A 25,250-nucleotide genomic window follows, 5' to 3' on the forward strand; every position below is an offset into this window, starting at 1 on the left:
ATACCATTGATATTGTATGATACTCCGAAAAGCGAACGCCCTACATTGAGATCAATAAATCTCAACTTAGATCAAATACTTCGGAACCGTCTGGTGTGCCAATTATCTTTTATATTGCTGTTTAGCAGTCAGTATTTAGCAGTCAGTATTTAGCAGCGAGCTATGAAGATTCTGTTAGTAGAAGATGACTATCGCATTGCCCAAGCATTAGCAGAAGCCCTCACCGACCAACATTATGCCGTAGATATAGCCGCCGACGGTCAAGAAGGTTGGAACTTTGCAGAAGCTTTTACTTATGACTTAATTCTGCTAGATGTGATGCTGCCAAAATTAGATGGAATTAGCCTTTGTCAGCGCTTGCGCCGACAAGGTTTAAAAACCCCCGTGTTAATGCTAACAGCCAGAGACACCAGCAATGATAAAGTCATGGGATTAGATGCGGGAGCCGATGATTATGTCGTTAAACCTTTTGATTTGCCCGAATTAGCAGCAAGAATTAGAGCCTTACTGCGGCGGGGAAGTACAACTTTACCACCAGTATTAGAGTGGGAAAATCTGCGTTTAAACCCGAATACCTGCGAAGTTACTTATCGCGATAATTTGCTGCATCTTACACCAAAGGAGTACAGTTTGCTAGAATTATTCCTGCGAACAGGAGGGCGCGTTTTAACACGGAGTGCTATCCTAGACCATATATGGGCTTTTGAAGACTCGCCAGGAGAAGAAACCGTAAAAGTTCATCTCCGGGGTTTGCGGCAAAAACTGAAAGCTGCAGGTGCACCAGCTAATTTTATTGAGACTATTTATGGCATCGGTTATCGGCTCAACCAAAACCTCTAATCCCCAATTTCAAGCTTTGGGATGGCGTTTATTGCTATCTTACTTAACAGTAATGGTAGCTATTTTAGGAGCTTCTGCTATTGCTGTTTATGAATTATTTGCCAGCAGTCTGTATCAAGAATTAGACCAGAGATTGGAGGTTTTGGCTCAAGCAGCTTCTCACAGTTTAGTTGCGATCGAAAAGCAGCATATTTCAGAAAATCCAGAAAAAAAAGGCGATGAATCTGACCAAGAAAGTGAACAGCGCAATGATGATATTCAAATTGAACTCCATCGCAAAAAAGTAACGCGCCAGTTAGATAAAGACGGAGACTTAGACATTCCCTGGCAAAATCTGCGGGAACCAGATCAAGCTGTAGAATGGTTTAATGAAGCAGGTAAAATGTTAGGAAATTCCGGCAATACTTTACCGCCAGTACCGATAAAATCGGGTTTCCAAACCATACAAAACGGGCAAATTCGCTCGGCGACCATTCCAGTTTACATTTCTTATGATAATAAAAAGCAAGAATTAAAAGGTTATATTCGCACCAGCGAATCTACTAAAGAAGTCGAAGAAGTTCTCAGCAGACTCCGCTGGAATTTGGGTTATGGGAGTATTATTGTTATGAGCTTGACTGCGGTTGGTGGTTTGTGGCTGACTAAGCAATCTCTCAAGCCAATTGAGGATAGTTTTCAGCAGTTAAAACAATTCACTGCTGATGCTTCCCATGAGTTGAGAAGTCCGCTGACAGCGATTAAAACTTCTGTGGAAGTTATGCAGAGTCATCCAGAGAGAATTCATGCAGCGGATGTTAAGAAAATGGCGGCGATCGCCTCTGCTACTAAACAGATGACTCAGTTAGTTGAAGACTTACTTTTATTAACTAGAATGGATGCACCAGCAGCCAAGATCGCCCGCGAGTGGATAGCGGTGCCGTTAGATGAACTATTAGAGGATTTGCTAGATTTGTGGGAACTGCAAGCTCAAGAAAAGCAAATTATTCTCAAGTCAAATTTAGCCATTAATACGTCTGTAATGGGAGATGCTGCACAGCTAACTCGTTTGTTTTCCAACTTGCTCGGAAACGCAATTCATTACACACCAGCGGGCGGAAGTGTGACTGTTTCTCTGAGCAGACAGAACCGATCGACAATTGTGAGTGTAGAGGATACTGGTATCGGCATTGCTCCAGAAGATGTAAAGTTAGTTTTCGACAGATTTTGGAGAGCAGATCGAGCCAGAAATCGCCGCGAAGGGGGTTTGGGGATGGGATTGGCGATCGCCCAAGCAATTGTCCAAAGCCATCGAGGAGAAATTAGCGTTACCAGTCAGCTAGGAGTAGGTAGCTGTTTTCATGTAAAATTATCCTCAGTAGCTTAAGAGTTGATATTAATAAAAAACCTTAACTCTTCTTCCCAGATTCTCCTTGTTCACCGCTTTCTCCAATGCTGAATTTGTTGATGGGAAGTTAACAGCAGGTTGGTACGCCCAACAAGTAAAAAATAACGCTCAACTAAAAAATGATGCGGCTCCAACTCAAGAACTCAGAAATTTAGTCAACCAAGCACTAAAACGAAATTCTTTATTCCAAATAGCGGCGCGCCCTAAAGCGATGCGTCCGATTATGTTGAGTCGCTATCAGGGAGGAATGTACTACGGCACACATATTGATAATGCGATTATGGGAGATGAAGAACTAATGCGATCGGATTTGTCTCTCACTCTATTTCTCAGCTATCCTGCAAGTTATACGGGCGGGGAATTAGTGATTGAAAGTACCCAAGGACAACAAGCTTTTAAACTTGCTGCTGGTTCAATGGTTGAGCAGGACTTACGCAAGAGACCAAGGAATAAGGGCAACCACCGGGGGGATTGCCCCTACATTCACACGAGATATAGATGTCGTGCGTCCAGGACTATTTAGGAGGTTTTGGAGGCGGATGAAATACATTTTAGGTCTTTCCGAGTTCTTTACTTTGTTTTGTCATAGTAATTATGGTTATCAAAGCGGTACTTCAGGGAGTTTTAGCAATTATGGATACACAAGTGACGGCACTTTCTATCAAAATGAAATTATTTGCAACATGAATTACCCATTTTGACCAAAGAAACCGGGTTTTTTACCGAATCTGCGGGGATCACAAAATATTTTCGCAAAAACCCGGTTTCTGCCTACCCGTGCGTCCAAGAGAATCTGATTTGTCAACAACAAAACCTCTAAAAAATAGGAGAATAAATAGATGGCTAGGATTAATTTTCGCAAACTTCACCGCCAAGTTGCACCGATTATTTTCATCCCTTTACTATTGACTGCATTAACTGGTGTTACCTATCGGCTCGCACAAAGTTGGTTTGGTATAGAAGATGATGCTGCCGAGATTTTTATGGTGATTCACCAAGGAAGCTATCTCGGAAAGGAACTCAGACCTTTTTATGTGCTTTTGCTGGCTTTGGGAGTGATTGGGCTGATAGTCACTGGTTTGACGATGACCAAATTTTTGGGTGGCGCACGCCCTGAAAGACCAGGTGCTAAACTTGATTTTCGTAAGGTTCACCGTATTGCTGCACCGATTATTTTATTGCCTTTAACAGTCAGTACGGTGACAGGTGTAATCTATCGAGTTGGCAGAAGCTGGTTTAAGATGCCGAAAGAGGTAGGAGAAGTTTTTTTGAATATCCACCAAGGAGAATATTTGGGAGATTTTTTGATGCCAATCTATGTGTTTTTGGTGGGTTTGGGTGTGATTTTGCTGCTGGTAACAGGAATCAATATGACTGGTATTTTTCGGAAACGTCGCCCGCAAACAACAGAGGAAGATAGCTAATATAGCCTTTCTCAGAAAAATGAGGTACTCATGGGCATAGGGCATAGGGCATAGGGCATAGGGCATAGGGCATAGGGCATAGGGCATAGGGCATATCTCACTTTTTTGAGAACCGCTATAGATTTTTTTTCCGGGAATGACTGATGAATATCGTGGTTTTAATCCTCTTTACAGTTGCATCTTTTTTGGGGAACTGGTATACAATAATTATCTGGTCACTGACCTTTAATTAAGATGATGAATAGAGGTATTGAAACGGCAAAAAAAAGTCTAAATTCAAAAAATGTATGGGAAAGTCGGCTACAAGGAAGTCGCACCAGTGCATTTCTCAGTGAAGTATTAAGTAACAGCGGTCACTTTTTAATTCTGAAGACTTTATCAGACTTGATATTAGCGGGTTTGTTCCAATTTATCACAGACCCAACTGAATATTTACTGATAGTAGCAATGCTTGTTCAGGCTTGGTATCTGTCGAGCTCGAAATGCCACCGTTTTTGGGGAAACCTGATCTGCGTTGGTATCTATACGCTGATTGATGTGCCGATAGACGGGCTAGATTTTTTCCAAAATCTGAGTCACATTGTCTTTTGGTTATTTTCTCTGATGATTGCTACTTTGCAAGGATTGCGATTCCATTGGGCTAAGGGTATTGATGATTGGCTGATTCCACTGGAAAGTTTGGTAAGGGCTCTGATGGTGGTAGCTTTTTATGTTGTGATTGGGATTAAGTCTCAATATTTAATTGCTAATTTAGAATTGATAGTGACATTTTCGCGGACGGCAACGCACTGGTTTCTTACTTGGAGTATGGTGTTTATCGGTTTGCTTTTGGGGTTGCAGTCACTACAGATTGTAAAACAAAGAAAGCAGCTAGAAAAAACAGCTCAACTACTAGGAAATATGGCAAAATGGGGAATGGGAAGTCATGTAGTAGACACAGCGCTTAATAATCCAGCAGGTTTGGCTTTTCAAAAGTGCGATCGCACGATTTTATTTATGGATATTCGCGGTTTTACAAGTTGGTGCGAAAAAACTTCCCCTGAGACAGTTGCAGCGGTTCTCAATGAATATTACCGTTGTGTTGAACCAGCAGCTTCTCAGTTTCAGCCTTTAAGAATAACTTTTACAGCCGATGAAATTATGGCTATTTATGCTACGCCACAACAGGGAATTGCTGCGGCTAAATCTATGAGTAAAGCTGCTTCAGAAATGCTTGAATTATATGGAATTGGTGCGGGATGCGGGGTGCATTGCGGAAGCGTTATTGAAGGGCTATTTGGCGGTGCAGATGTTCGGACTTATACGGTGATTGGTGATGTTGTCAATACAGCTAAACGCTTAGAAAGTGCCACGCCTGGTGGTGCAATTACTATTTCTGATGCTGTTTATCAAGGGATGTCACAACATCTAACGGTGGAACCTTGTGAACCGATAGTGGCTAAAGGTAAAACAGCAGCTTTAATTGCATGGCGGTTAATATAGCTAGCCGTCACGGATTGCGAACATAGAGTAAAAAAATGGCGATATATTCAATCAGAAAACTCTGATTATATCCTCTGGTGAAATAGCTCTAAGTTTAGATAAAAAACTTCTGTACCGTCTGGCGAGCGAATTAACTTTTCTACGGCGTTAGGGAGTTGATCTTGGCGGTACAATTCGGGAATTTCGCATAAGTTTTCTTCGGATATTTCCAATATTTTCGGCATATTAGGAACCGGAATTCCCAGGCGATCGCTCTTATTTAAACTGCAAACAATCAGGTAGTTGTTGTCGGCAATAGTCTGGATGCTGGGAAATATTTTAGATAAACTAATCAGCGTAATTAGTTCTTCTTGGTGTCGCACTAAACTTTGACCGCTATCTAAAAAACCGTAGGGAGTAAAGTCTTTAACAATACGCTGCACTCGTTCTATAGGAACAGCATAGTAGACGTTCCCCAGTTCAAAGGAAACCATTTTTTTAGGGGCAATTCTAACAGTGGCTTGTTTCTTGCTCCGAAAGCGGCGATTGTAATTGGCGTGAGTCATTCGATTTTAGATTTTAGATTTTAGATTTTAGATTGAGGATTATTGGATTGAAGATTATTGGATTTTAGTAGGTAAGTCGGCTGCGTAGTTGACCACTATTATTCGCTGGTGCAATTACTTTTGATCTAAGTTTTGTTTGAGATTAGGGATTATTTGAGTGGAGATTTGAGATTTTGGCTTAAATTATTGAGTGGTGGATTAATTTGGGTATAGCTTGTAAAAGTTGGGCTTCGCTGTAAGGTTTGGTGAAGTATTGATTGGCGCCTAATTCCATTGCCATTTGCCGATGTTTGGGCCCGCTACGGGATGTCAGCATGGCTACGGGAATCTTAGCAAACCGCTGGGTCGATCTGATCGATCGCAACAATTCAAATCCATCCATCCGAGGCATTTCAATATCCACGATCGCCAAACTGCAATCAAGACCATTTTGCAACTTTTCCAGGGCATCCACGCCGTCTTTCGCCTGTACCACCCGGTAGCGAGCACGAGTCAGCGTCAGAGACAACAACTGGCGAATTGTATAGGAATCATCCACTACCAAAATCTGCGGTGACCGACTCGCACTCGCCGGCATCTCCTGCACTTTACCGGAGACAGCGGCGATCGAACTATTTACCACAGGTTGGCCCACCAAATCGTCCACATCCAGAATATTCACCACGCGCCCGTCCCCCAAAATCGTAGTCCCCAAAACGCCGCGAGGCTTGGATAGAGGCGGTGGCAAAGGTTTAACCACAATTTCCTGCTGACCGATCAGCCGTTCCACGGCCACCGCCAGCATTCCTTCGGTAGAAGCCAAAACCAGGACAGGAATTTCCTCTTGGGTCAAAGGGTCAGGAGAGGGGGCATCCGGCGGGAGGACGCTGTATTCGAGCAAATCTTGCATCCTCACCAAACGAATAAATTCTTCCCGCCACCACAGCATCGGCTGATTGCCGGCAATGTGAACTTCCGAGGCTTTAATGTGCAGAATTTCCTCGACTGCATCCAGCGGCACTGCTATTTTATTGTGATCTGTCTTCACCATCAAAGCATCAGTAATCGACAGCAGCAGTGGCAGTTTAATGATAAAACTCGTACCTTTTCCCAGGCGAGAGTCTACCTTCACAGTCCCCCGCACAGTCCGCAAATTTGTTCGCACCACGTCGAGCCCGACTCCTCGCCCCGAAAGGTCACTGACCCCTTCTGTAGTGCTGAAACCCGGCCAAAACAGAAAATCGTAGAGTTCGGCAATGGAAAATTCTTGAGCTTGTTCCTCCGTAGCCAAACCCTTTGTGACAATTTTACGGCGAATCATTTCCGGGTCAATGCCTTTGCCGTCATCGGCGACAGTAATAATAGTTTGGCCGCCTTGGTGGCGGGCTTCTATTTCAATTTGACCGCTGGCCGGCTTGCCGCTTGCTTTCCGAACTTCGGGAATTTCGATGCCGTGGTCGAAAGCGTTTCTCACTAAGTGTATTAAGGGATCGCGCAAAGCATCGAGCAAACTTTCGTCTATTTTGGTATCTCTTCCCACTAGCAGCAGGTTGACATCTTTATCGTATGTGATACACATCTCCCGCAGGGCTCTGGGCAAGTGATCGACGGCGCGACTGAAACTCACGACTCGCAACTGCATGACGCGGCTGCGTAGTTGTTCGGTAATGCGGCGCAGTTGGTCGGTACTGCGCTCGAATTTCATGGCTAAGGTGTCTAATTTGGTGGCGGATTGAGAAATTGCTTGGGCAGTTTCGATGACTTCGGCGGCTGTCGAGTGGAACTCTGTATAACGATCCATCTCTAAGATATCGAAGTGAGCATGGGCCGGAGAGGATTTGCCGTTAGCAATCATGGGGAATTCTGTTTCTGCGGCTGCAAGTTTTCCCAATCCAGAGTTCCCGTTTCCCCCTCTCCACTCTGCAAAGCTCAGTCTGTCGTATTCTTCTCGCAACTGACCGCCGAATTGGTTCAAATCTACGATGTTGCGGCGGATGCGCTTGACTTCGCCCCGCAGTTCGGATTCTTGAAGTTCTAAATTTGTACGGTTGATGACTAATTCCCCGACTAGATTCACCAATTCAGTTAAGCGTTCTAAGTCTACCCGGATTGTCGGCCTTTGCGGGTTGGGGACTGGGAGAGAGGGGGAGATTTCGGGGAGAGTGGAGGAGGGGGAGATTTCGGGGGGAGTGGGAGTGGGGGAGAGTGGGAGAGTGGGAGAGGGGGAGATTTCGGGGATGTCGATCGCCCTTCCTTCCAATATTTGTTGGCGTGCGGTTTGCAAGTTTTGGGCGATCGCCCAACCGTCGGATTGCAACCGTTGTAGAGTCAAGTCGGGAGAGTCGATCAAAGCGCTGAGGGCGGCGGCGACTTTCCCAAAATCCGGCAATTGCAGCATTCCAGCCAAACCGGAGAGTTGGTAGTAAACCTGCTTGAGGGCGGTGACAGTTGTTGCCAAATCTGCCTCGTCAGCTTGGGAAAGCTCGGTTTCTAGGCGATTGAAGAGTGCCGGCACTTGCTGTTCAAAAATCAGTTTCAGGGTTTCCTGGGCGGGCGATTGACTGGCTGCGGTGACTGGCGACGGTTCTGACTTGCCGTACTTGGCCTGGAACTGGGCGAAAATTTGGGCGATCGCCTCCAAGTTTTCCGTTTGATCCGGAGTTGTGACATCGGAGTGTTGAACTGATTCGATCGTAATCTTTTTGAGAGCATCCACCCCCTGCAGCAAAACACTCACAGTAGTCGGTTCCAGGGCCGCCAAGTCTGTGCGATCGCGCAAAATGACAAAACAGTCCTCCAGCGTGTGAGCCGCCGCCGATACGTTTTGAAAGCCCAACATCGAACCCGCACCTTTAATCGAGTGAGCCGCCCGAAACATTTCTTTAACGGCAGCTTGTCGCTCTTTCAAACCCGCAGCTTCCATCGCCAGCAGATTCGTCTCCATTGACTGAAGAAACTCTTCGCATTCTGCGGTAAAAGCATCTATTAATTCGTTTAAATCGTCATCATTCATATTAAATTAGTCATTGGTTAGCAGTCATTAGTCATTAGTCAGTTCTTAGATTATGTCCGGTTCATTTCAACCCGCACCACTCAAATAATCTGGTGAAACCGGGTTTCTTCCTAGATTTATCGTACTCAAACCGAATTTTTCGGAGAAACCGGGTTTCTTCCTAGATTTATCGTACTCAACCCGAATTTTTCGGAGAAACCCGGTTTCTTGCCCCAACGACAGAAATGCGAGCGCACTTTTTGCGTTGGGAGAGGGGGCGGGTTTATGCAGATTGTCGGTAATAATTCAAGATTTTTGATGAACCCGCCCCTACAGAATTGTGGTATTTAACCGGATTTAATATGACCAATGACTAATGACTAATGACTAATGACGAATAACTAACTGCGGAAATTCGCCACCGACTTTTGCAATTGGCCCAAAGAACCAGACAACTCGTCCAAAGATGCTTTGACATCCGCACCTTTTTGTGCGGTAGTATTAGCAATCTCGTTGACTTGCTGCATACTGTTAGCAATTCCCTCAGCAGAAACAGTTTGCTTAGCAGATGCAATAGTAATATTCTGCACCAAAGCATTCATTTCTCGACTAACTTCGATGATGGCATTGAGGTGAGTTTTAGCTTCGCTTGCTAGCTTAGTGCCTTCCACTACCTCCAGCGTCCCCGATTCCATTGCCTTCATCACGCGGCTGATTTCTTCTTGAATTGTACCGACAATTTCCGAGATTTCCTCCGTAGCGCCGGCGGATCTTTCTGCTAATTTCCGCACTTCTTCGGCAACAACTGCAAAGCCTAAACCTTGTTCGCCGGCTCGCGCCGCCTCAATAGTAGCATTCAGAGCTAATAAATTAGTTTGCGAAGCAAGTTGAGAAATCGAAGTCACAATTTTGCCAATTTGCTGCGAAGATTCGCCCAAACGTTTCATCATTTTCGAGGTAGAGGCGATCGTCAACCGGAGCCCGTTAATGCCTTCGACAGCTCGATCGACCGCCATACCGCCGACTTCAGCCGTTTGAGAAGACTGCTGAGCCACTGTTTCGGCCCGCACCGAAACATCTCGCACGTCGCGGATCGAATTCACAATCCGCTCTATTTCGCGCATGATGGCAGATATTTTTGCTGCTTGAATTTCTGCCTGTTGGGTGAGTTGACTGGTATTGTTAATTGACTCGTCGGTGGCAGATGTTACCTGTTCGGCTAAAGTTTGAATTCCCGTTACTACTTTCCGCAGAGAACCGATTAAGAAGTTGAAAGAGTCGGCGACAGCACCTAAAACATCGTTAGTCACTTCCGCCCTGACTGTCAAGTCGCCTTGAGCCGCGCCTTTAATTTCTCCCAACAATTTAAGGACTTGCTGCGTCAGAGAATCAGCTTCAGCTTTACGTTCTGCTGCTAATTTTCCTAGTCGTTCTTCTGCCTCTTTGCGCTCGGTAATGTCAAAGCGAATGGCGATATATTTGACTATTGTGCCACTGGTATCAAAGATGGGGGAGATCGTCGAATCTACCCAGTAAAACGAGCCATCTTTGCGTCGGTTTTTGATTTCCCCTTTCCACACCAAACCGCGAGAAAGTGTCACCCACATTTCTTCAAAAAATGATTTGGGATGGTAGCCGGAATTGACGAGGCGGTGGTTGCGGTGCAGGAGTTCTCCCATGCTGTAACCGGAGATTTCAATGAATCCGTCGTTGACGTAGGTAATCATGCCTTGCAGATCGGTCTCGCTGACGATCGCCGATTCGTCTAGGGCATTTTGCCGCGTTTTGAGTTCTTGCAGCAAGCGTTCCTGTGTCTCGGCCAACTGCTGCATTTGCTGCTGGGACGATCTTTCCTGGGTGACGTTGCGGCAAACGACTACGCCGCCTTTGAGTGCGCCCGTTTCGTCTTTGAGCGGCCGGCCGGTAATTTTCACCCACAGGCCCTCTGGATTCCCTGCGTGGCGGGTGAAAACCTCTACGTTCTCAGGAGATTCTCCTCTAATTGCCCGTGTTAAGGGGATCTCGGCTGTGGGATAGGGAGTTACCGTATCGGGCAAGAATAAACCGTATCTTGCCGACCATTCGTCGGGAAGAGTATCTGTCGAACCCGTGCCAAAGATATCTGCGGCGGCGGGATTGAACAACACAAAATTGCCTTTTTCGTCGGCAGCAATTATGCCGTCGCCAATGCTATTTATTAGCAGTTGCAAGAGATTGGTTTGTTGCCGAAATTGGTCTTCGGAACGGGCTAATTGGGCTGTTGTTTTTTCCAGTTGCACCATCGCCTGTTTGCTTTCAGTAACGTCGCGAGCGACTGCATACATGAGCTGTTGTTCGGTTTCAGGTCGCACTTTCCACGACAGCCACTTGTAGGAACCGTCTTTGCAGCGGTAGCGATTTTCAAAAGATTTTAATTCGGCGCCACTAGCTACTTTTTCCGCTTGTTTTCGGGTTGATTCGCGATCGTCTGGATGGACTAAATCGATATAATAGTTGTCTTCGAGTTCATGCGCCTTGTAGCCGAGTGTGTTTTCCCAAGAGGGATTGATACGCTTGAATTTGCCTTCAAAACTTATAATACAAATCAAGTCTAGGGAAAGGGTAAAAAATCGATCGCGCTCTTCTTCTGCTTTTTTGCGATCGGTAATTTCGATCGCCACACCGCCGACACCGATGGGTTTGCCGTCAGCTCCGGGCAAAGGAAAATATGACGCCAGCCAATCTCGCACGAGGCCCGGTTCGTTGACGGTTGTACCCGACACCTCAACGTTTAAAAACGGTTGGTTGGTGGCGAGAATCTGCTGCAACATCGGCTGTAGGGTATCGACCATTTGGGGTACAACTTCCCTCACCGTCTTGCCGAGGTGTTCGGCAACTGAGACGCCTGTGGTTTCCGCTAATTTCTCGTTAACTTGGACGAAGCGCAACTGCTCGTCAAAAATAAACATTGAGGCCGGGGCGGCTGTGAAAAATGCGTCAAACCGGGTTTGACGCAAAACTAATTCTCGTTCTAGGGCTTTGCGATCGGTGATGTCGCGAGCTTCGGGAATCAGCAGCACGACTTTGCCGCTGTCGTCTACGATCGGCTTGAGGGAGAAGTCCACAGTTATCACAGCACCCCCAGCAACGAGCACGTCGGCTTCGTAGCGGACAACCTCGCCGGCGGCGGCTTTTGTGAGCGCTGCTTGCACTTTTTGCTTGGCTTCTGGGGAAATTTGCCACCACAAATTATCTGTAAACTGCGTTCCTACGAAGTCTTCGCGCTCCATTCCGGCGATGTCGAGGGCTGTTTGGTTGGCTTCCAAAACGGTTCCGTCTGGTTTGAGCAGCCCCACTAATTGAAACGATTGGTCAAAAATGGCTCGGAACAGTCTTTCGCGATCGCGCAGCATCTCTTCTGCACGTTTGCGATCAGTGATGTCGCGAGTAACTGTTGCGAACCCCATCGGCTCGCCGGTTTCTGGGTGTTTGACTGTAAATAGGGTGAAGTCAACGGGAAAGTCTTCGCCGGTTTGAAAGTTCCTCAAGCGGAATTCGCCCTGCCAAAAACCGTCTCGCACAGTAGCAGGCACGATTTCTTCTTGGAAAATCTTACCATTTTCTACTGAGAAGAAGTCATACATACTTTTGCTTTTGACTTCTTCAATATTTGGCAATCCTGCTAGTTTCATTCCCGCGACATTCAGGTATGTTGCCTCTCCCTCCAGGGTAGCCGTGCCGATAAAATCAGAGCTACTTTCTACTAGCGAAATCAATCTTTGCTTTTCGATTTCTGCTTGCTTGCGCTCCGTGATGTCGTTGTTAGTTTCTAAAATTGCTTTCGGTTTTCCCTGTTCGTCTCGCTGCAAATTCCAGCGACTGAATACGGTAATTTTGGTATCATAATTGGTGGTGTGAATTAATTCTCCTTCCCAATAATCCTGCTCTTCTAACTGTGCCGAAATAGCGGCTAAAGGCTGGGGATAAATGGTGTGCAATAGAGTATGGGTGACTTTCCCCAGGGCGGCTTTTTTTGTCCAGCCGTACATCCGTTCGGCTCCCTGACTCCAATAATTAATGGTGCCGTCCATATCCCGAACGATCAAGCCATCGCTGGCAAGATCGAGCATTTGCAAGTTCTGCTGCAAGGCTTCTTCTGTGCGCTTGCGTTCTGTAATGTTGCGGGCGATCGTTGAGATAAATTCAACTTCTGAATTCTCGGATTTGTGGGCAACAATTACTTGAGAAACTGGTATTTCTTCGCCCTCTAAACTCTGCCAAACTGTCTCGCCACTCCACGCCCCGTCCCGGCACGCTGCGGGGATGCCGACGTTCACAAGAGTGTCGATACTTTTGGGGGATGTCAGGTCAGAAATGCGGATTCCGGTTAAATCGGCGTCAGAGCCAACTCCCAACATTTCTCTGGCTGCGCGGTTGAGATAAATGGCGCGCTGTTGGGTGTCGGCGATTCCTACCCAGTCTGTTGTGGTTTCTAAAATTGCTTTGAACCGCAATAGTTCTTGTTCAGATTTCCTGCGCTGTGTGATGTCGCGCGCGAAGCCGACCATTCCTAAAATGTTGCCTTCTGCATCTTTGAGGGGCAATTTCTGGGTGTCGAAGGTGTGTACTTTGCCGTCGGCTAAGGTGGCTAAGTCGTTGGAGGCGGGCGCGAGATGGTTGCCGGCCCGGAAGTTTTGGATTTGGTTCTCGGAATCGGTTTCGGCCTGGAAGTTGGCGAAGATGCGATCGACCGATATACCAATTTCTGCGTCGTCTTTGCCGATAATTTCTGCTTGGGTTTTGCCGAAGGCGGCGGCGAAACCTGCATTGACTAGGGTGTAGCGCAAGTTTCGATCTTTGACAAAAATGCAGTCTGGCGTAGCGTCAATGACTGTTCGCAGCAAGTTTTGGGAGCTTTCTACTTCTGCCAGTGTCTGCCGCAGTTGTTCTTCCATTTGCACGCGATTGGTGATATCTCTAATCGCGCAAACGAGAAATTGTCTACCGTCGGCATCTACAAAGGTAGATTTTTTGGCGGAGACAAAGCGGGTGTTTCCTGCTTGGTCTGTGATAGTTTTTTGGATTTCGGTGCTGGTATTTGTCAAAAAAACTAATTCGTCTTTTTTTCGATATGTCTCTGCTTCCTGTTTGGGCAAAAACTGGTCGTAGGATTTGCCAATTAGTTCTTCTCTGCTGTGACCTAGGTGTTGACAAAAAGCATCGTTTAATATTAACCAGCGGTGCTGTTTGTCTTTGACGTAAATCGGGTCGGGGATGCTGTTAAGGATGTTGTTTAAAAATTTTTCTGAGGCTTTTAATTGCTCTTGTACTGTGGTGCGATCGCGAATTTCCTGTTCCAATTGTGCATTAGTTTGCAGGAGCTGCTCGGTTCTTTCATTCACTCGCTGCTCTAGTTCTGCCGTTAGCTGCTGCAAGGTCGCTTCTGTCTGTTTGCGCTGGGTAATGTCGCGGCCTTCGGCGAGGATTTGAAATACTTCTCCTGTTTCATTTAACAGGGGCTTAAAGGACACATCAATTACTGTCACATGGTTGTTGGGGCCAGTGATTTCGTATTCTTCCCGGACAAACTTGCCTGCCGAGACTTGTTTAATGTTCGTTTTTAGGCGCTGCTGGTTGGTTGGAGATGATGCCCACCCTGGTGTCAGCCAAAATTTCAGCCCCAGCACTTCTGATGCTTGGAAATCGCCCAATTCTAGCGCTGTCTGATTTGCTTCGATCAGAGTACCGTCTGGATCTAATACTGCGATCGCTTGAAAAGCTTGGTCGAAGATTGCGTGAAATCGCTGGGTAGTTTCGCTCAGTGCTTGTTCTGTTTCTTTTTTAGAGCTCAAGATTTGCTTGGAACCTACTAAGAATCCGTAACGGTTGGACAAACTCAAAAAAACGAGCGCCACCATTACAGTTATCCAATCGAACACACTTTGTGCCACCTGAGAGTGGGGCAGCCCTAGGTATTCGGCGGCGTGGCCACTGTGGCCGAAAGCGCAGCTCCAAAATATGCCTGCTGTGGCTGTGGCGAAGATGTCGAACCCGAATTGACGGTTTCGCCACAAACCTAAGCTGATTATCCAGGCGATGGCAAAGTAACACACACAAATGATGCAATTAGCAGCTCCAATTACCACCGATTGGGAAAAGTCAGGCAATGTCAGAGTCAAAGTCGTTGCGATCCAGGTATAGAGAATTTCGATCATAAAATTAAGGATGGGCAAATCGGATGCCGACGATCGTTAGTTAAATTTATTCATGCACAGCCGTTGCAGACTTATCTGTATTGTTGATTTTTACCAGCGTTCGGAATGGGCGATCGCTTCTACATCGACAATCATTAGCAAGCGTCCTTCGGAATTGTACAGACCTTTTAAGAATGGAGCTAGGTCAGGACTGACATCTAGTGCTGAGACAATGCGATCGGGATTGAGAGGTAAAACTCCTTCGACGCGGGAGACGGCTAATCCCAGGCGCATTTTCGACAACAATCTCACGTCTCGTGGATCGGGCGCTTCTACCACTAAGATGCGGCTGTTTGGGTGGTAGGTGTCAACCGACTCAATACCTACAAACAGTCCAAAGTCTGCCGCTGCTAAGATTTCGCCCCGCAAGTTGGTTAATCCCAGCAAAAATGGCTGGGTATTGGGAACCAGGGAAATCGGTTGTTCCTTGAGGGAAAGGACTTCCCGCACTGCATCTAATTCTATGCCGAACAGACTGCCTCCTTGACCGAACAGGAGAAATTGCTTTGTTGCACTTGTCTGATTCCCCCCAGCGGGGGGAGCCGTTATTTTCATGGCTTATTTTTAGTTTCTAGTGTAGCTTACAAATTAGAGTGTTGCTTTGACCCTAAAGCCGATCGCCCATCGAGTTTTTCAGCATCACTTTGGGTGCCTCAAATGTTTCCGTTAAATAAATCGCGGTTGGGCAAATAAGCAGGTTTTTATCATTAAACATAAACTTTTATGGAATTCAAAAACCCAGTTTATTAAAAAAAACGGGGTTTGTCGGTATAATGTTTTTTGGGAAGCGGCCGATCGCTTTATATTCGGTTTACGCTGAAAGCAGGCGCTGCACTATGTGGACGAGTTGTTGAGGTTCAAAGGGTTTACTGACGTAAGCGTCGGCCCCTAAATCAGTTCCCCAAGCTTTATCGATCTCGGTGTTTTTATGAGTACAAAATACTACGGGCAATTTGGCAGTTGTGCGATCGCCCCGCAATTCTCTGATCACTTCAAACCCGTTCATTCGTGGCATCACTACATCTAAAACGACCAAAGCCGGAGGGGTTTTGCGGATCAGGGCGATCGCTTCTTCGCCGTCACCTGCCCGCATCACATCCAATCCGGCATCTTGAAGAATGCGGCAGATAATTTCTAGTTCGCTCTTAACGTCGTCCACTACTAAAATTTTGGACATGATTCCCCACTTCCTTGCTGTTATTGACAGCGGACTATGTTTATTTAGAAGCTGACGCGATCGGCGGCGATGGGACTATACCGCTTTGCGGACAAATTAATGTACTTCCAAATACATTATATAGCCGATCCTAGGGCTGAAGGTTAGCTGTCAGCGATCAAAAACGATAAAAATTTACTTGACTAACAGAATCGCTCTGAATAAATTAATCGGCAATTAGTAATTGATTCGTGGTAATTCGCTGTTTTGAAACCAACTACTCTCAGTAGAAAGCTCCCTAAGCAGACAAAAGCCGGATATTCTACGTATTTTTTTTAGCTTGATTCCCAATAATCTAGTTGTGGACAGTGCCTAAATGAGGGTGCTAAAATATTTAAGTATCGGAATTAATAGCAATTTAAAAGGAGCCATAGCGAGATTACTACAGGTATTCAAATAAGTTTTTCTTGTTAAAATACAGCACAATCTCCCTCAGCAGTCGCTATTAAGAATGAGAATTAAATAACTTCCACTCTTGAAAGTGGGATGGGCTCTTATAGCCCGTCCACTCATGACGGGCTATAAGAGCCCATCCCACAATAACAATTAAAATTGTAAGTTATTTAATTCGCGATCCTTATTTAATTAATGAGACGAGTCAATTTTTCGGATTGTAACAATGACATTTAAATAATTTTATTGTGTGGGATTTATAATTGGGGGGCAAATTCAATGGATCGCGCGACAGTCCCATTTTACCCAGTAGAGGAGTTTTGGGTTCACCAAAACTTCTGCCAGTGGGCGATCGCCATCCTTGAGCTTGATTGTGGGCCCAGCCGAAAAGACTGCTGCAAGATGCGGCCAGTCGATTTTAGATTTTAGATTTTAGATTTTAGATTGACGAAATTGAAGAGATTGAAGAAAGCGACCTCACTGATAAACCCAGGGGGCTGGCGATGAGGATTCAAAGCTTTTTTTTCGCTTCACGGATGAATCCGGGGGCCCCGGACGACATTGCTGGATTGTCAAATTAGTCGGCGAGAGAGAGACGGCGATCGGCTATAATAAAGGGCTAGAGGAAAAGAACACCGAAAACCCGAAAATATGGTTGCCATCCAAAGAAATCTCAACATTGCCGCCCTAGAAGCAGAATACAGTCAAAAAACACCGCGAGACATTCTCAAATTTGCCCTAGAAAATTTTGACAATATCTCCATTTCTTTCAGCGGGGCTGAAGATGTAGTTTTGATCGATATTGCCTCAAAAATCACCAAGAATTTCCGCGTTTTCACCCTAGACACCGGACGATTACACTCGGAAACTTATCAGTTTTTGGATCGAGTCAGAAAACATTACGGCATTAAATTAGAAGTAATGTTTCCCGATGCAGCCGAAGTACAAGCCCTAGTAGAAGAAAAGGGATTGTTTAGTTTTTATCAAGACGGTCACAAAGAATGCTGTGGCGTGCGGAAAGTCAGGCCGCTGCGCCGCAAACTGAATACTCTCGATGCTTGGATTACCGGTCAGCGGAAAGACCAAAGTCCCAGTACCCGCAACGGTATTCCGGTTATTGAAGTTGACACTGCATTCTCAACTCCTGACCATGAATTAATTAAATTCAATCCCTTAGCAAACTGGTCTTCGGCAGAGGTTTGGGAATACATTCGCGCTTTGGATGTGCCTTACAACAAGTTGCACGAACGCGGTTTTGTAAGCATTGGTTGCGAACCTTGTACAAAGCCGGTATTGCCGAACCAACACGAACGCGAAGGTCGCTGGTGGTGGGAAGAAGCGACCGTAAAAGAATGCGGTTTGCACGCTGGTAACGCACAAACCTAGTAGTAAATCACTCAAGGAGTAAGGTGCGCTAGGCTTACCAAACAAATCGTAAGGTGCGCCCTTACGCACCTTACTCAAGAATCAATGCACTTCACATAAATCGTAGCCGAAGAATTCGCAATTAAAATAAACACAAATTAAGCTGAGCTGGGCCTAGAACTTTGATAGAATGATCGACATTCAGAAAAGTTTTTAAAGTAGGTACTATATGCTCGCGTCAACTAGGGAATTGCTGAACACGGCCTTGAGAAATGGTTATGCGATCGGCGCTTTTAACGTCTACAACCTCGAAGGAGTAAAAGCCGTCATCAATGCGGCAGAAGCGCTGCACAGTCCTGCTATACTGCAACTTCACCCCAGTGCCATCCAATACGGAAAATCGCCTTTAGTCGCGCTGTGCATGGAAGCGGCCCGCAAATCTTTAATGCCGATCGCAGTACACTTAGATCACAGCACCTCAGAAAAAGACATTCACCTCGCCCTAGCCGCCGGCATCAAATCAACTATGGCAGACGGTTCTTTTTTGCCCTACGAACAAAACTTAATATTTAGCCGGGAAATGACTAAATTATGCCACGCTAACGGTGCGGCAGTTGAAGCAGAAATCGGCAGAATTAGCGGCCGGGAAGAAGGTTTGACAATCGAGGAGAAAGCCGCAAGGATGACCGATCCGGTATCAGCCGTAGAGTTTATCAAAGAAACTAAGGTGGATTTTTTAGCCGTAACAATTGGTAACGTTCACGGCAAATATCTCAGCGAACCGAAACTCGATTTTCCACGTCTGGCCAAAATCCGCGCTGCTGTTTCAGTGCCGTTAGTGATGCACGGTGCTAGCGGTTTGCGGGAGTCAATGATTCATCAATGTATTAAATTGGGAGTCTCTAAATTTAATGTGAATACGGAAATTCGCGAAGCTTATATGGACGTGTTAAAAAGTAGCATTTCTGAGGCAGATCCGGATTTGTTGGAAATAATGGAAAAAGCTATCGATGCCATGCAATCGGTCATTTCTGACAAACTGCAACTTTTTGGTTCTGTCGGTAAAGCTTATTTGCATCATTCTCCCTACGCGGATGACTTAACCGCAAAGAGTACCAGCAACAAACACACAAGCCGCAACCAATCAAGTTTCGATCAAATCTTAAAGCCTGTGTATAGTGAGGCTTTCTGTCTTCTTGTGAAGTAAAAAAACTAAAGTCCTGACTGCGAACCAGCGATTAAAAGGGCGGGTTTTTGAGATTGTCAATTATGGGCAGATATTTTTCGTGAACCCGCCCGTACCGTATTAGGGGTAATCGACCGGACATAATATTAGTCAGGACTTCAGTCTTCTCTAACCGTTTAAAAATCGATCGGGATCGATGCCAGATTCCCGCAGCCGCCGAATTAAAGACTGCAATTGAGCTTCCGCTGACTCTGCCCGCTGCCGTTGCTGTTCCGCTTCAGTGAGAATCCAATTGCCATCAACATCATACCAGCGCAACCACAGTCGATCGACTCCCTGAAACTCTCCTTGCCACAAACCCAAGCCCAAACTTAGGTCAGGAATCCACACTCGCGACTCGGGCAATTCTAATTCTTGATAGTGTCCGCCCTTCAATTCAAACACTCGCAATTTGTTAGTATAGCGGCTGAAAACAGCATAAATAGGAACCCGCAAAATTTGCTCGTAAACCTCCCATTTTCTTGGCGGTTCATCCTTCCTCTCGGCATCCAAAACTTGCCCGTTACCGGCAGTGTTTCCCGACTGAGGTGGCAACTTTTCCTCATCGGTATTGTCGCCTAAATCTTCTTTTTCCGTTCCCGGCGAAAGCAGTTCTACAATTACAAAAGGATTCACACCTTCCTGCCAAGTAACATAACTCATCCGCAGTTCCGATCGATCGTAAAGTCGGGGAACTCCCACAACTCCAAACCAATCCGGCCGCTTGTGCCACAGAGTGTGCTGCACGTCATAATAAAGGTTCATGTCGGTGCCGCTAAATATCTCAGAAGCCGGATAATTCCGAGGCCGAAACGTCAGACTCAACAACTGCGGCTGCAAATCGTGAAATTCGTCAGGCAAACCAGGTTCATCCGGGTCTTCGCTGGGTAAATCGTACATCGTCGGCAGCGTTTCTCTGGGCGATCGCGGCGGATCGGTTTGCGGCACAGGATATTTAAAAGGAAACATATAATATTGAGAAATGACTCCATTTATGCTAACATCATGGGAACATCCCAATGATGCTTTCACAGGAGTGCAAGCCGGAGAGCTAGAAGCGAGAGATATCGGCTTTGCCGTGCGAGACGATCGCACTCCTAGAAAACGATTTTAACAAAATTGGGACAATCCCTTTTCTTGCTCTATTCTGTGAAGTTAATCTAAAATCTAAAATCTAAAATTGACCAAGAATTTGTTGATGGTACAAGCCCTTGAATTTATCCGTGGAATCAATCCAAAATCTAAAATCTAAAATCCTCACGCCCCCGAATTGATCTCGCGCAAGTCAATCCAAAATCTAAAATCGCCTGACCCGAAATTCTGCACTATGATCGACATTCCTCAACTGATTGCTCAAGAACTTTCCATCAATCTGTCTCAAGTCAATAATGCTCTGGAACTTTTCGCCGAGGGAGCAACTATTCCGTTTATTGCCCGCTACCGCAAAGAACGCACGGATTTGCTGAATGAAATTCAGTTGCGGGACATCTCCGATCGCTTCACCTATTTGACGGAAATTGAAGAGCGCAAAAAGTCTATTTTAGAGACGATTAGCTCTCTGGGGAAACTCACTGAAGAATTGCAAGCTAAAATCGAATCATGTTTGCAAAAAAACGAACTAGAAGACCTTTATCTGCCTTATAAACCCAAGCGACGGACGCGAGCGATAATTGCTAGGGAAAAAGGTTTGGAACCGCTGGCAAATTTTATCAAAAGTCTGAACTTGCCGACGGCTAAACCAGCAGACTTTGAGGCGGAAGCAGGTAAATATATTTCGGAAGAAAAGGGAGTGAAAACAGCAGAAGAAGCTCTCAAAGGTGCTGGGGATATTTTGGCGGAAGCGGTTTCGGAAAAAGCTGAATTGCGGGCTTATTTGCGAGAATTTTTGATGAAAACAGGAGTTTTTGTCTCTAAAATTAAAGAGGATTTCCCGGAAGGAAGCACTAAATTTGAAATGTACCGCAATTATCAAGTTGCAGCGAGAAGCGTTCAGTCGCACAATATGTTAGCGCTGTTTCGCGGGGAAACGGAAGGGGTTTTAGATTTGGAACTGGCTTTTGATGAATCCGCCGTGATGGCTTATTTGGAAAGTCAGGAAATTAGAACTAGGATACCAGAAGTTAAAGAGTTTTATCGATCGACTTTGAAGGATGCCTTCAACCGACTGATGAAGACTTCGTTAATCACGGAAGTACGATCGCACAACAAAGCAGTCGCTGATATCGAGTCCATCGCCACTTTTGAAACCAACCTGCGCGAGTTGCTGCTGTCGGCGCCGGCGGGAATGAAACCCACATTGGCGATCGATCCGGGATTTCGCACGGGGTGTAAAGTTTCCGCCCTCGATGAAACCGGGCAATTTTTAGAATATCAAGCAATTTTTCCCCACCAAGCGGCCGCTCAGCGACAACAAGCGGGTAAAATTGTCAAGCATTTAATTGAAAAATATAAAATTGAATTAATCGCGATCGGCAACGGTACAGCTTCCCGCGAAACAGACGAATTTGTTTCGGAAGTTTTGGCCCAAATGGAAAGAAAACCGATTAAAGTCATGGTGAATGAATCCGGTGCATCGATTTATTCAGCAAGCGAGGTGGCGATCGCCGAATTTCCCGATCTCGACATCACCGTCCGCGGCGCAGTCAGCATCGGACGACGCTTGCAAGATCCCCTCGCCGAACTCGTGAAAATCGACCCGAAATCAATAGGAGTCGGTCAATACCAGCACGATGTTGACCAAAAACTGCTCAAAAAGAAACTCGACGAAACTGTCGAAAGCTGCGTGAATTATGTCGGAGTTGACTTAAACACAGCCTCGAAAGAACTGCTAACATTTGTGTCAGGAATGACGGCAACAGTTGCCAAAAATATCGTCAATTACCGCAACGAAAATGGCGCGTTTAAAAATCGCCGCCAACTCCTGAAAGTTCCCAAACTCGGGCCAAAAGCTTTTGAACAAGCAGCCGGGTTTCTCCGCATTCGCGGCGGCGAAAACCCCCTGGACAATACAGCAGTTCATCCCGAAAGTTATCCTGTCGTGCAGGCGATCGCCAAGGATTTAGACTTGCCGCTGACTGGAATAACACAAATATCTGAAAAAATCAAGACTGTAAACATCAAGAAATATGTCACAGAGAAAGTCGGAGAACCAACACTCCGAGACATTATTTCGGAACTAGAAAAACCGGGAAGAGACCCGCGTGCCGAGTTTAAATATGCCACTTTCCAAGCAGGAATCAAAGAAATCTCCGATTTGCAAGTTGGGATGGAATTAGAAGGCATAATCACGAATGTAGCTAACTTTGGAGCCTTTGTTGATGTGGGAGTGCACCAAGATGGTTTGGTTCACGTTTCTCAATTAGCCGATCGCTTTGTAGATGACCCCAAACAGATTGTCAAAGTCGGACAAGTTGTGAAAGTGCGGGTTTTGGAGGTGAATGAGAAGTTAAAGCGGGTTAGTTTGACGATGAAGTTGCAAGAAAAACCGCAACCGCAAAATGGCAATAGTGCGAGGCTTCCGGCCCCGCGCCGACGTTGAAACTTTGGGGGAAAGGTGAAATACTCACCGGCCTGAAGGCGCGGTGAGTATTTCAAAAGTCTGGAACTCTCATAAATGCGTGAAATGAAATTCGTCTGAAAGGGCTAACCCAAGCGTATTGCTCTATAGATGCTCTACAACAGAACAGTGAGCGCAATGATTTGAGCAGTATTAATGTATGCAACATTGCTTTGGGCAACAGTCGCTAACCCCGTAATCGAGAGGGGACTTCCTGCCAGAATAGTGGGACTGCGATCGAACCAATTATCAACTGAATGCCACCAAAGATAGCGAGAGAAGGCCCAAATCCAAAGCGCAGTAGCTCTCCAAATACGAGACTGCCTACACCAAATCCAGTAAAGAGAGTAAATACTTTCAGTCCCATCGTTTGCCCCAAATTGTTGTCATCTCCGAGATCGGTCACAATTCCGACAAACAACGGTTGAGTCAGGTCATACCCTAAAGACAAAATAAGAACTGCGATCGTCGTTCCCAGTGGCGGAATCTCAAAAATCATTGCAATCCCAGCCACAGCAGCCATTACCAACCCTGCTGGAACGAGCCAACGCCGTCCCCACCGATCGACGGCTTGACCAATGAAAGAACTTAGCAATAAACCGGGAATGCCGTACCCAAGAATGTTTAAACCAATGCTCAAGGCATCCATACCGTACCGTTGCGATAAATACAACCCTAGCCATGTATATACCCCAGAGTGGTAAATACCATTCCACAGAACATAAGCATATGTACGCTGCCCCCGAAAGGTTGCTAATATCTGGCTGTATCCCCTAAAGATTTGGCGAATAGGCGGTAATTTGGTGACTTTTGGTGTATCAAATAAAGAACCGTAAGGATGAAGGCGCCAAAGCACAACAGCAGCAAGCAAAGCAGTACCTAGAAAGAGCACTCGCCAACCTACAAATGGCTCAAGAATCGCTCCCCCCGCAGAGCCTGCTGCCATTCCCCCTTCCATTGCTGCAAACACCAATCCTAGCTTGGCACCTCGCCGATCGAACGGGAATAAATCGCCAATTAAGGCGAAGGTAAGGGGAATCACACCACTTGCTCCAATCCCGGTTAATAGCCGCCAGGTTGCCATCTGCGAAGCATTTTGGGCCGTGGCAGTTAAAGCGGTGAAAATGACAAAAAGAGCAAGCGAGATGCGAATAATAGACCATCGACCAAAGCGATCGGACAGGAGGCCGAAGAATAATGCCATCAGTGCATAGGACAGCATATAGGCTGGAACGATAAAGCCGATTTCCTGAACCGGAACATTAAAAACTTCAGCCAAACGTGGAATCAGGGGAGCAATCATGTACCCCTGTAGAAAAATTAGCCCCGCAGCGATCGAAAGCCAGGAAAACAGGTCTTTATGCTGCTTTAGGCGAATCGCGGTATCGGCTGGTTCGGTATGGGGGTGATTAAAAGATTCTTTTAGTTTCGGCATGAATTTGGGAGATTTCAACTCATATCACATTTCACGGACGACTAAAATCTGAGAACTTAGCTGGAGTGCCAACGCCGACAGCCAAGGGCGATGGACTGGTGAAAGCTTGGAGTACCTTCTCAACTCTGGAGGTTACAAATTTTGTAGGTAAGGTGTGGAATTTAGCCCTTAATGTCAGGATACCTTGATAAATGTCATGATTTATACAAAAATAGTATATTTAGATACAGAATTTCTTATAAGACTTATTAGTTCAGGTTATCAGCAAAGCTAGGATTTACGCATTGACAGAAATTTTTTAATCCCACAAAGTGGTTTGTTTGATGGCTGTGCGATCGCATTCAATTTCCCCATGAATCGAATGTGTGGCGAGAAAACCTACACATTAAACAATACGCTGGGGATAAGAATAATCTGATTTCCTTTCACAAGTTTGCAACTCTCATAAATGCGTGAAATGAAATTCGTCTGAAAGCGCTAACCCAAGCGTATTGGGCTATAATTGTGTAATCCTCACCAACCTTAAAATTATATGGTTGCAAGTAAAAGCGACACCTACGTCTCTCCTGAAGATTATTTAGCAGGCGAGAAAGTCAGTCCGATCAAACACGAGTACAGACAAGGTGAAATCTATGCAATGGCAGGGGCAAGCAAAGCTCATGTCATCATTAGTGTAAATGCAGCAACTTTGTTGAGAAACCATCTTCGGGGAAGTGGCTGCATAACTTACATGGCAGACATGAAAGTTCGGAATGAGACATCAAATTTCTATTACTATCCCGATGTAGCGGTGAGTTGCGATGAACGGGACAGAAATACTGCTGAAGATTTCATTATCTACCCGCGCTTAATTGTGGAAGTTTTATCGCCAACAACAGCGGCTTTTGACAGAGGTGAAAAGTTTGCCGATTACCGTACTTCCGAAAGTTTGCAAGAGTATGTATTAATCAATCAAGAAAGAGTTAGTGTAGAGTGTTTTCGCCGGAATGCAGAGGGTTTGTGGGTGCTTTATCCTTACAGTCAAGGACAAGAAGTTCAGTTTGCTAGCGTGAATTTTAGCTGTGCGATCGAGACATTGTATGAAGATGCGATCGGGATTGGTTGATTTTAATTACTCTAGAATCACTGATATTGATACGATTGAACCGCGAAGACGCTAAGGACGCGTTCGGCGAAGCCGT

General features: G+C 45.8%; 16 protein-coding genes. 9 read left to right on the top strand and 7 right to left on the bottom strand.

Features of this window, described 5'->3' with window-relative positions; translation table 11 throughout:
* The first annotated feature begins 162 nt into the window (after window positions 1-162).
* The 5 genes from QUA88_RS15375 to QUA88_RS15395 all read left to right on the top strand — a co-directional run bounded on the left by QUA88_RS15375 (window position 163) and on the right by QUA88_RS15395 (window position 5,130).
* A complete protein-coding gene (locus tag QUA88_RS15375) occupies window positions 163-840 on the top strand; it encodes a response regulator transcription factor (protein WP_333055594.1) in 678 nt (225 codons plus the stop codon).
* Complete coding sequence (locus QUA88_RS15380; RefSeq protein WP_333210694.1) at window positions 806-2,203, top strand: HAMP domain-containing sensor histidine kinase; 1,398 nt, start codon at window positions 806-808, stop codon at window positions 2,201-2,203. Before QUA88_RS15375 ends, QUA88_RS15380 begins: the two co-directional genes overlap by 35 nt.
* Before the next feature lie 46 nt (window positions 2,204-2,249).
* Window positions 2,250-2,747 (top strand): Fe2+-dependent dioxygenase, encoded by a 498-nt coding sequence (locus QUA88_RS15385; protein ID WP_333055592.1) that lies wholly within the window; start codon window positions 2,250-2,252, stop codon window positions 2,745-2,747.
* Between the two features lie 316 nt (window positions 2,748-3,063).
* The gene (locus tag QUA88_RS15390) at window positions 3,064-3,648 is read left to right on the top strand and encodes a PepSY domain-containing protein (RefSeq protein ID WP_333055591.1); all 585 of its coding nucleotides are present in this window, start codon (window positions 3,064-3,066) and stop codon (window positions 3,646-3,648) included.
* 234 nt (window positions 3,649-3,882) lie between these two features.
* Window positions 3,883-5,130: an adenylate/guanylate cyclase domain-containing protein gene (locus tag QUA88_RS15395; RefSeq protein WP_333058419.1), complete on the top strand. Its 1,248-nt coding sequence runs from the start codon at window positions 3,883-3,885 to the stop codon at window positions 5,128-5,130.
* 65 nt (window positions 5,131-5,195) lie between these two features.
* On the opposite strand, the gene QUA88_RS15400 is transcribed toward QUA88_RS15395, so the two are convergent.
* From QUA88_RS15400 to QUA88_RS15420, 5 genes are all read right to left on the bottom strand, one after another.
* Window positions 5,196-5,675: a chemotaxis protein CheW gene (locus QUA88_RS15400; RefSeq protein ID WP_333058420.1), complete on the bottom strand. Its 480-nt coding sequence runs from the start codon at window positions 5,673-5,675 to the stop codon at window positions 5,196-5,198.
* Window positions 5,676-5,853: 178 nt separating this feature from the next.
* The gene (locus tag QUA88_RS15405; protein WP_333272466.1) at window positions 5,854-8,667 is read right to left on the bottom strand and encodes a hybrid sensor histidine kinase/response regulator; all 2,814 of its coding nucleotides are present in this window, start codon (window positions 8,665-8,667) and stop codon (window positions 5,854-5,856) included.
* A 380-nt stretch (window positions 8,668-9,047) separates the two neighbouring features.
* Window positions 9,048-14,840, bottom strand: coding sequence for a PAS domain S-box protein (locus tag QUA88_RS15410; protein ID WP_333272469.1), 5,793 nt, complete (start codon window positions 14,838-14,840; stop codon window positions 9,048-9,050).
* A gap of 90 nt (window positions 14,841-14,930) precedes the next feature.
* Window positions 14,931-15,434 carry a chemotaxis protein CheW gene (locus QUA88_RS15415; RefSeq protein ID WP_333080154.1) on the bottom strand — a complete coding sequence of 168 codons (504 nt, stop codon included), beginning with the start codon at window positions 15,432-15,434 and terminating at the stop codon, window positions 14,931-14,933.
* Window positions 15,435-15,690: 256 nt separating this feature from the next.
* The gene (locus tag QUA88_RS15420) at window positions 15,691-16,056 is read right to left on the bottom strand and encodes a response regulator (protein ID WP_333058429.1); all 366 of its coding nucleotides are present in this window, start codon (window positions 16,054-16,056) and stop codon (window positions 15,691-15,693) included.
* A gap of 1,083 nt (window positions 16,057-17,139) precedes the next feature.
* Between QUA88_RS15420 and QUA88_RS15425 the strand changes: the two genes are divergently transcribed.
* Both QUA88_RS15425 and QUA88_RS15430 read left to right on the top strand, forming a co-directional pair.
* The gene (locus tag QUA88_RS15425; RefSeq protein WP_333058431.1) at window positions 17,140-17,874 is read left to right on the top strand and encodes a phosphoadenylyl-sulfate reductase; all 735 of its coding nucleotides are present in this window, start codon (window positions 17,140-17,142) and stop codon (window positions 17,872-17,874) included.
* Window positions 17,875-18,082: 208 nt separating this feature from the next.
* On the top strand, window positions 18,083-19,060 hold the full coding sequence (locus tag QUA88_RS15430; protein WP_333058433.1) for a class II fructose-bisphosphate aldolase: 978 nt from the start codon (window positions 18,083-18,085) through the stop codon (window positions 19,058-19,060).
* 147 nt (window positions 19,061-19,207) lie between these two features.
* Here QUA88_RS15430 and QUA88_RS15435 read toward each other — a convergent pair whose 3' ends face one another.
* A complete protein-coding gene (locus tag QUA88_RS15435) occupies window positions 19,208-20,047 on the bottom strand; it encodes a Uma2 family endonuclease (protein ID WP_333057603.1) in 840 nt (279 codons plus the stop codon).
* Window positions 20,048-20,405: 358 nt separating this feature from the next.
* On the opposite strand from QUA88_RS15435, the gene QUA88_RS15440 reads away from it, so the two are divergent.
* The gene (locus tag QUA88_RS15440) at window positions 20,406-22,616 is read left to right on the top strand and encodes a Tex family protein (RefSeq protein WP_333263541.1); all 2,211 of its coding nucleotides are present in this window, start codon (window positions 20,406-20,408) and stop codon (window positions 22,614-22,616) included.
* Between the two features lie 205 nt (window positions 22,617-22,821).
* On the opposite strand, the gene QUA88_RS15445 is transcribed toward QUA88_RS15440, so the two are convergent.
* Window positions 22,822-24,069, bottom strand: coding sequence for an MFS transporter (locus QUA88_RS15445; protein WP_333057602.1), 1,248 nt, complete (start codon window positions 24,067-24,069; stop codon window positions 22,822-22,824).
* Window positions 24,070-24,601: 532 nt separating this feature from the next.
* Between QUA88_RS15445 and QUA88_RS15450 the strand changes: the two genes are divergently transcribed.
* Window positions 24,602-25,174, top strand: a complete 573-nt coding sequence (locus tag QUA88_RS15450) for a Uma2 family endonuclease (protein ID WP_333057601.1) — start codon at window positions 24,602-24,604, stop codon at window positions 25,172-25,174.
* Window positions 25,175-25,250: the final 76 nt, after the last annotated feature.

The organism is Microcoleus sp. D3_18_C2, assembly GCF_036702395.1.
Classification (GTDB): domain Bacteria; phylum Cyanobacteriota; class Cyanobacteriia; order Cyanobacteriales; family Microcoleaceae; genus Microcoleus.

What these genes read in the sequence shown, in the direction of transcription:
- QUA88_RS15390 (WP_333055591.1), top strand. Translation starts at nt 3,064, where the DNA reads ATGGCTAGGATTAATTTTCGCAAACTTCACCGCCAAGTTGCACCGATT.
- QUA88_RS15445 (WP_333057602.1), bottom strand. Translation starts at nt 24,069, where the DNA reads ATGCCGAAACTAAAAGAATCTTTTAATCACCCCCATACCGAACCAGCC.
- QUA88_RS15410 (WP_333272469.1), bottom strand. Translation starts at nt 14,840, where the DNA reads ATGATCGAAATTCTCTATACCTGGATCGCAACGACTTTGACTCTGACA.
- QUA88_RS15405 (WP_333272466.1), bottom strand. Translation starts at nt 8,667, where the DNA reads ATGAATGATGACGATTTAAACGAATTAATAGATGCTTTTACCGCAGAA.
- QUA88_RS15380 (WP_333210694.1), top strand. Translation starts at nt 806, where the DNA reads ATGGCATCGGTTATCGGCTCAACCAAAACCTCTAATCCCCAATTTCAA.
- QUA88_RS15375 (WP_333055594.1), top strand. Translation starts at nt 163, where the DNA reads ATGAAGATTCTGTTAGTAGAAGATGACTATCGCATTGCCCAAGCATTA.
- QUA88_RS15395 (WP_333058419.1), top strand. Translation starts at nt 3,883, where the DNA reads ATGATGAATAGAGGTATTGAAACGGCAAAAAAAAGTCTAAATTCAAAA.
- QUA88_RS15440 (WP_333263541.1), top strand. Translation starts at nt 20,406, where the DNA reads ATGATCGACATTCCTCAACTGATTGCTCAAGAACTTTCCATCAATCTG.
- QUA88_RS15430 (WP_333058433.1), top strand. Translation starts at nt 18,083, where the DNA reads ATGCTCGCGTCAACTAGGGAATTGCTGAACACGGCCTTGAGAAATGGT.
- QUA88_RS15400 (WP_333058420.1), bottom strand. Translation starts at nt 5,675, where the DNA reads ATGACTCACGCCAATTACAATCGCCGCTTTCGGAGCAAGAAACAAGCC.
- QUA88_RS15415 (WP_333080154.1), bottom strand. Translation starts at nt 15,434, where the DNA reads ATGAAAATAACGGCTCCCCCCGCTGGGGGGAATCAGACAAGTGCAACA.
- QUA88_RS15435 (WP_333057603.1), bottom strand. Translation starts at nt 20,047, where the DNA reads ATGTTTCCTTTTAAATATCCTGTGCCGCAAACCGATCCGCCGCGATCG.
- QUA88_RS15420 (WP_333058429.1), bottom strand. Translation starts at nt 16,056, where the DNA reads ATGTCCAAAATTTTAGTAGTGGACGACGTTAAGAGCGAACTAGAAATT.
- QUA88_RS15425 (WP_333058431.1), top strand. Translation starts at nt 17,140, where the DNA reads ATGGTTGCCATCCAAAGAAATCTCAACATTGCCGCCCTAGAAGCAGAA.
- QUA88_RS15450 (WP_333057601.1), top strand. Translation starts at nt 24,602, where the DNA reads ATGGTTGCAAGTAAAAGCGACACCTACGTCTCTCCTGAAGATTATTTA.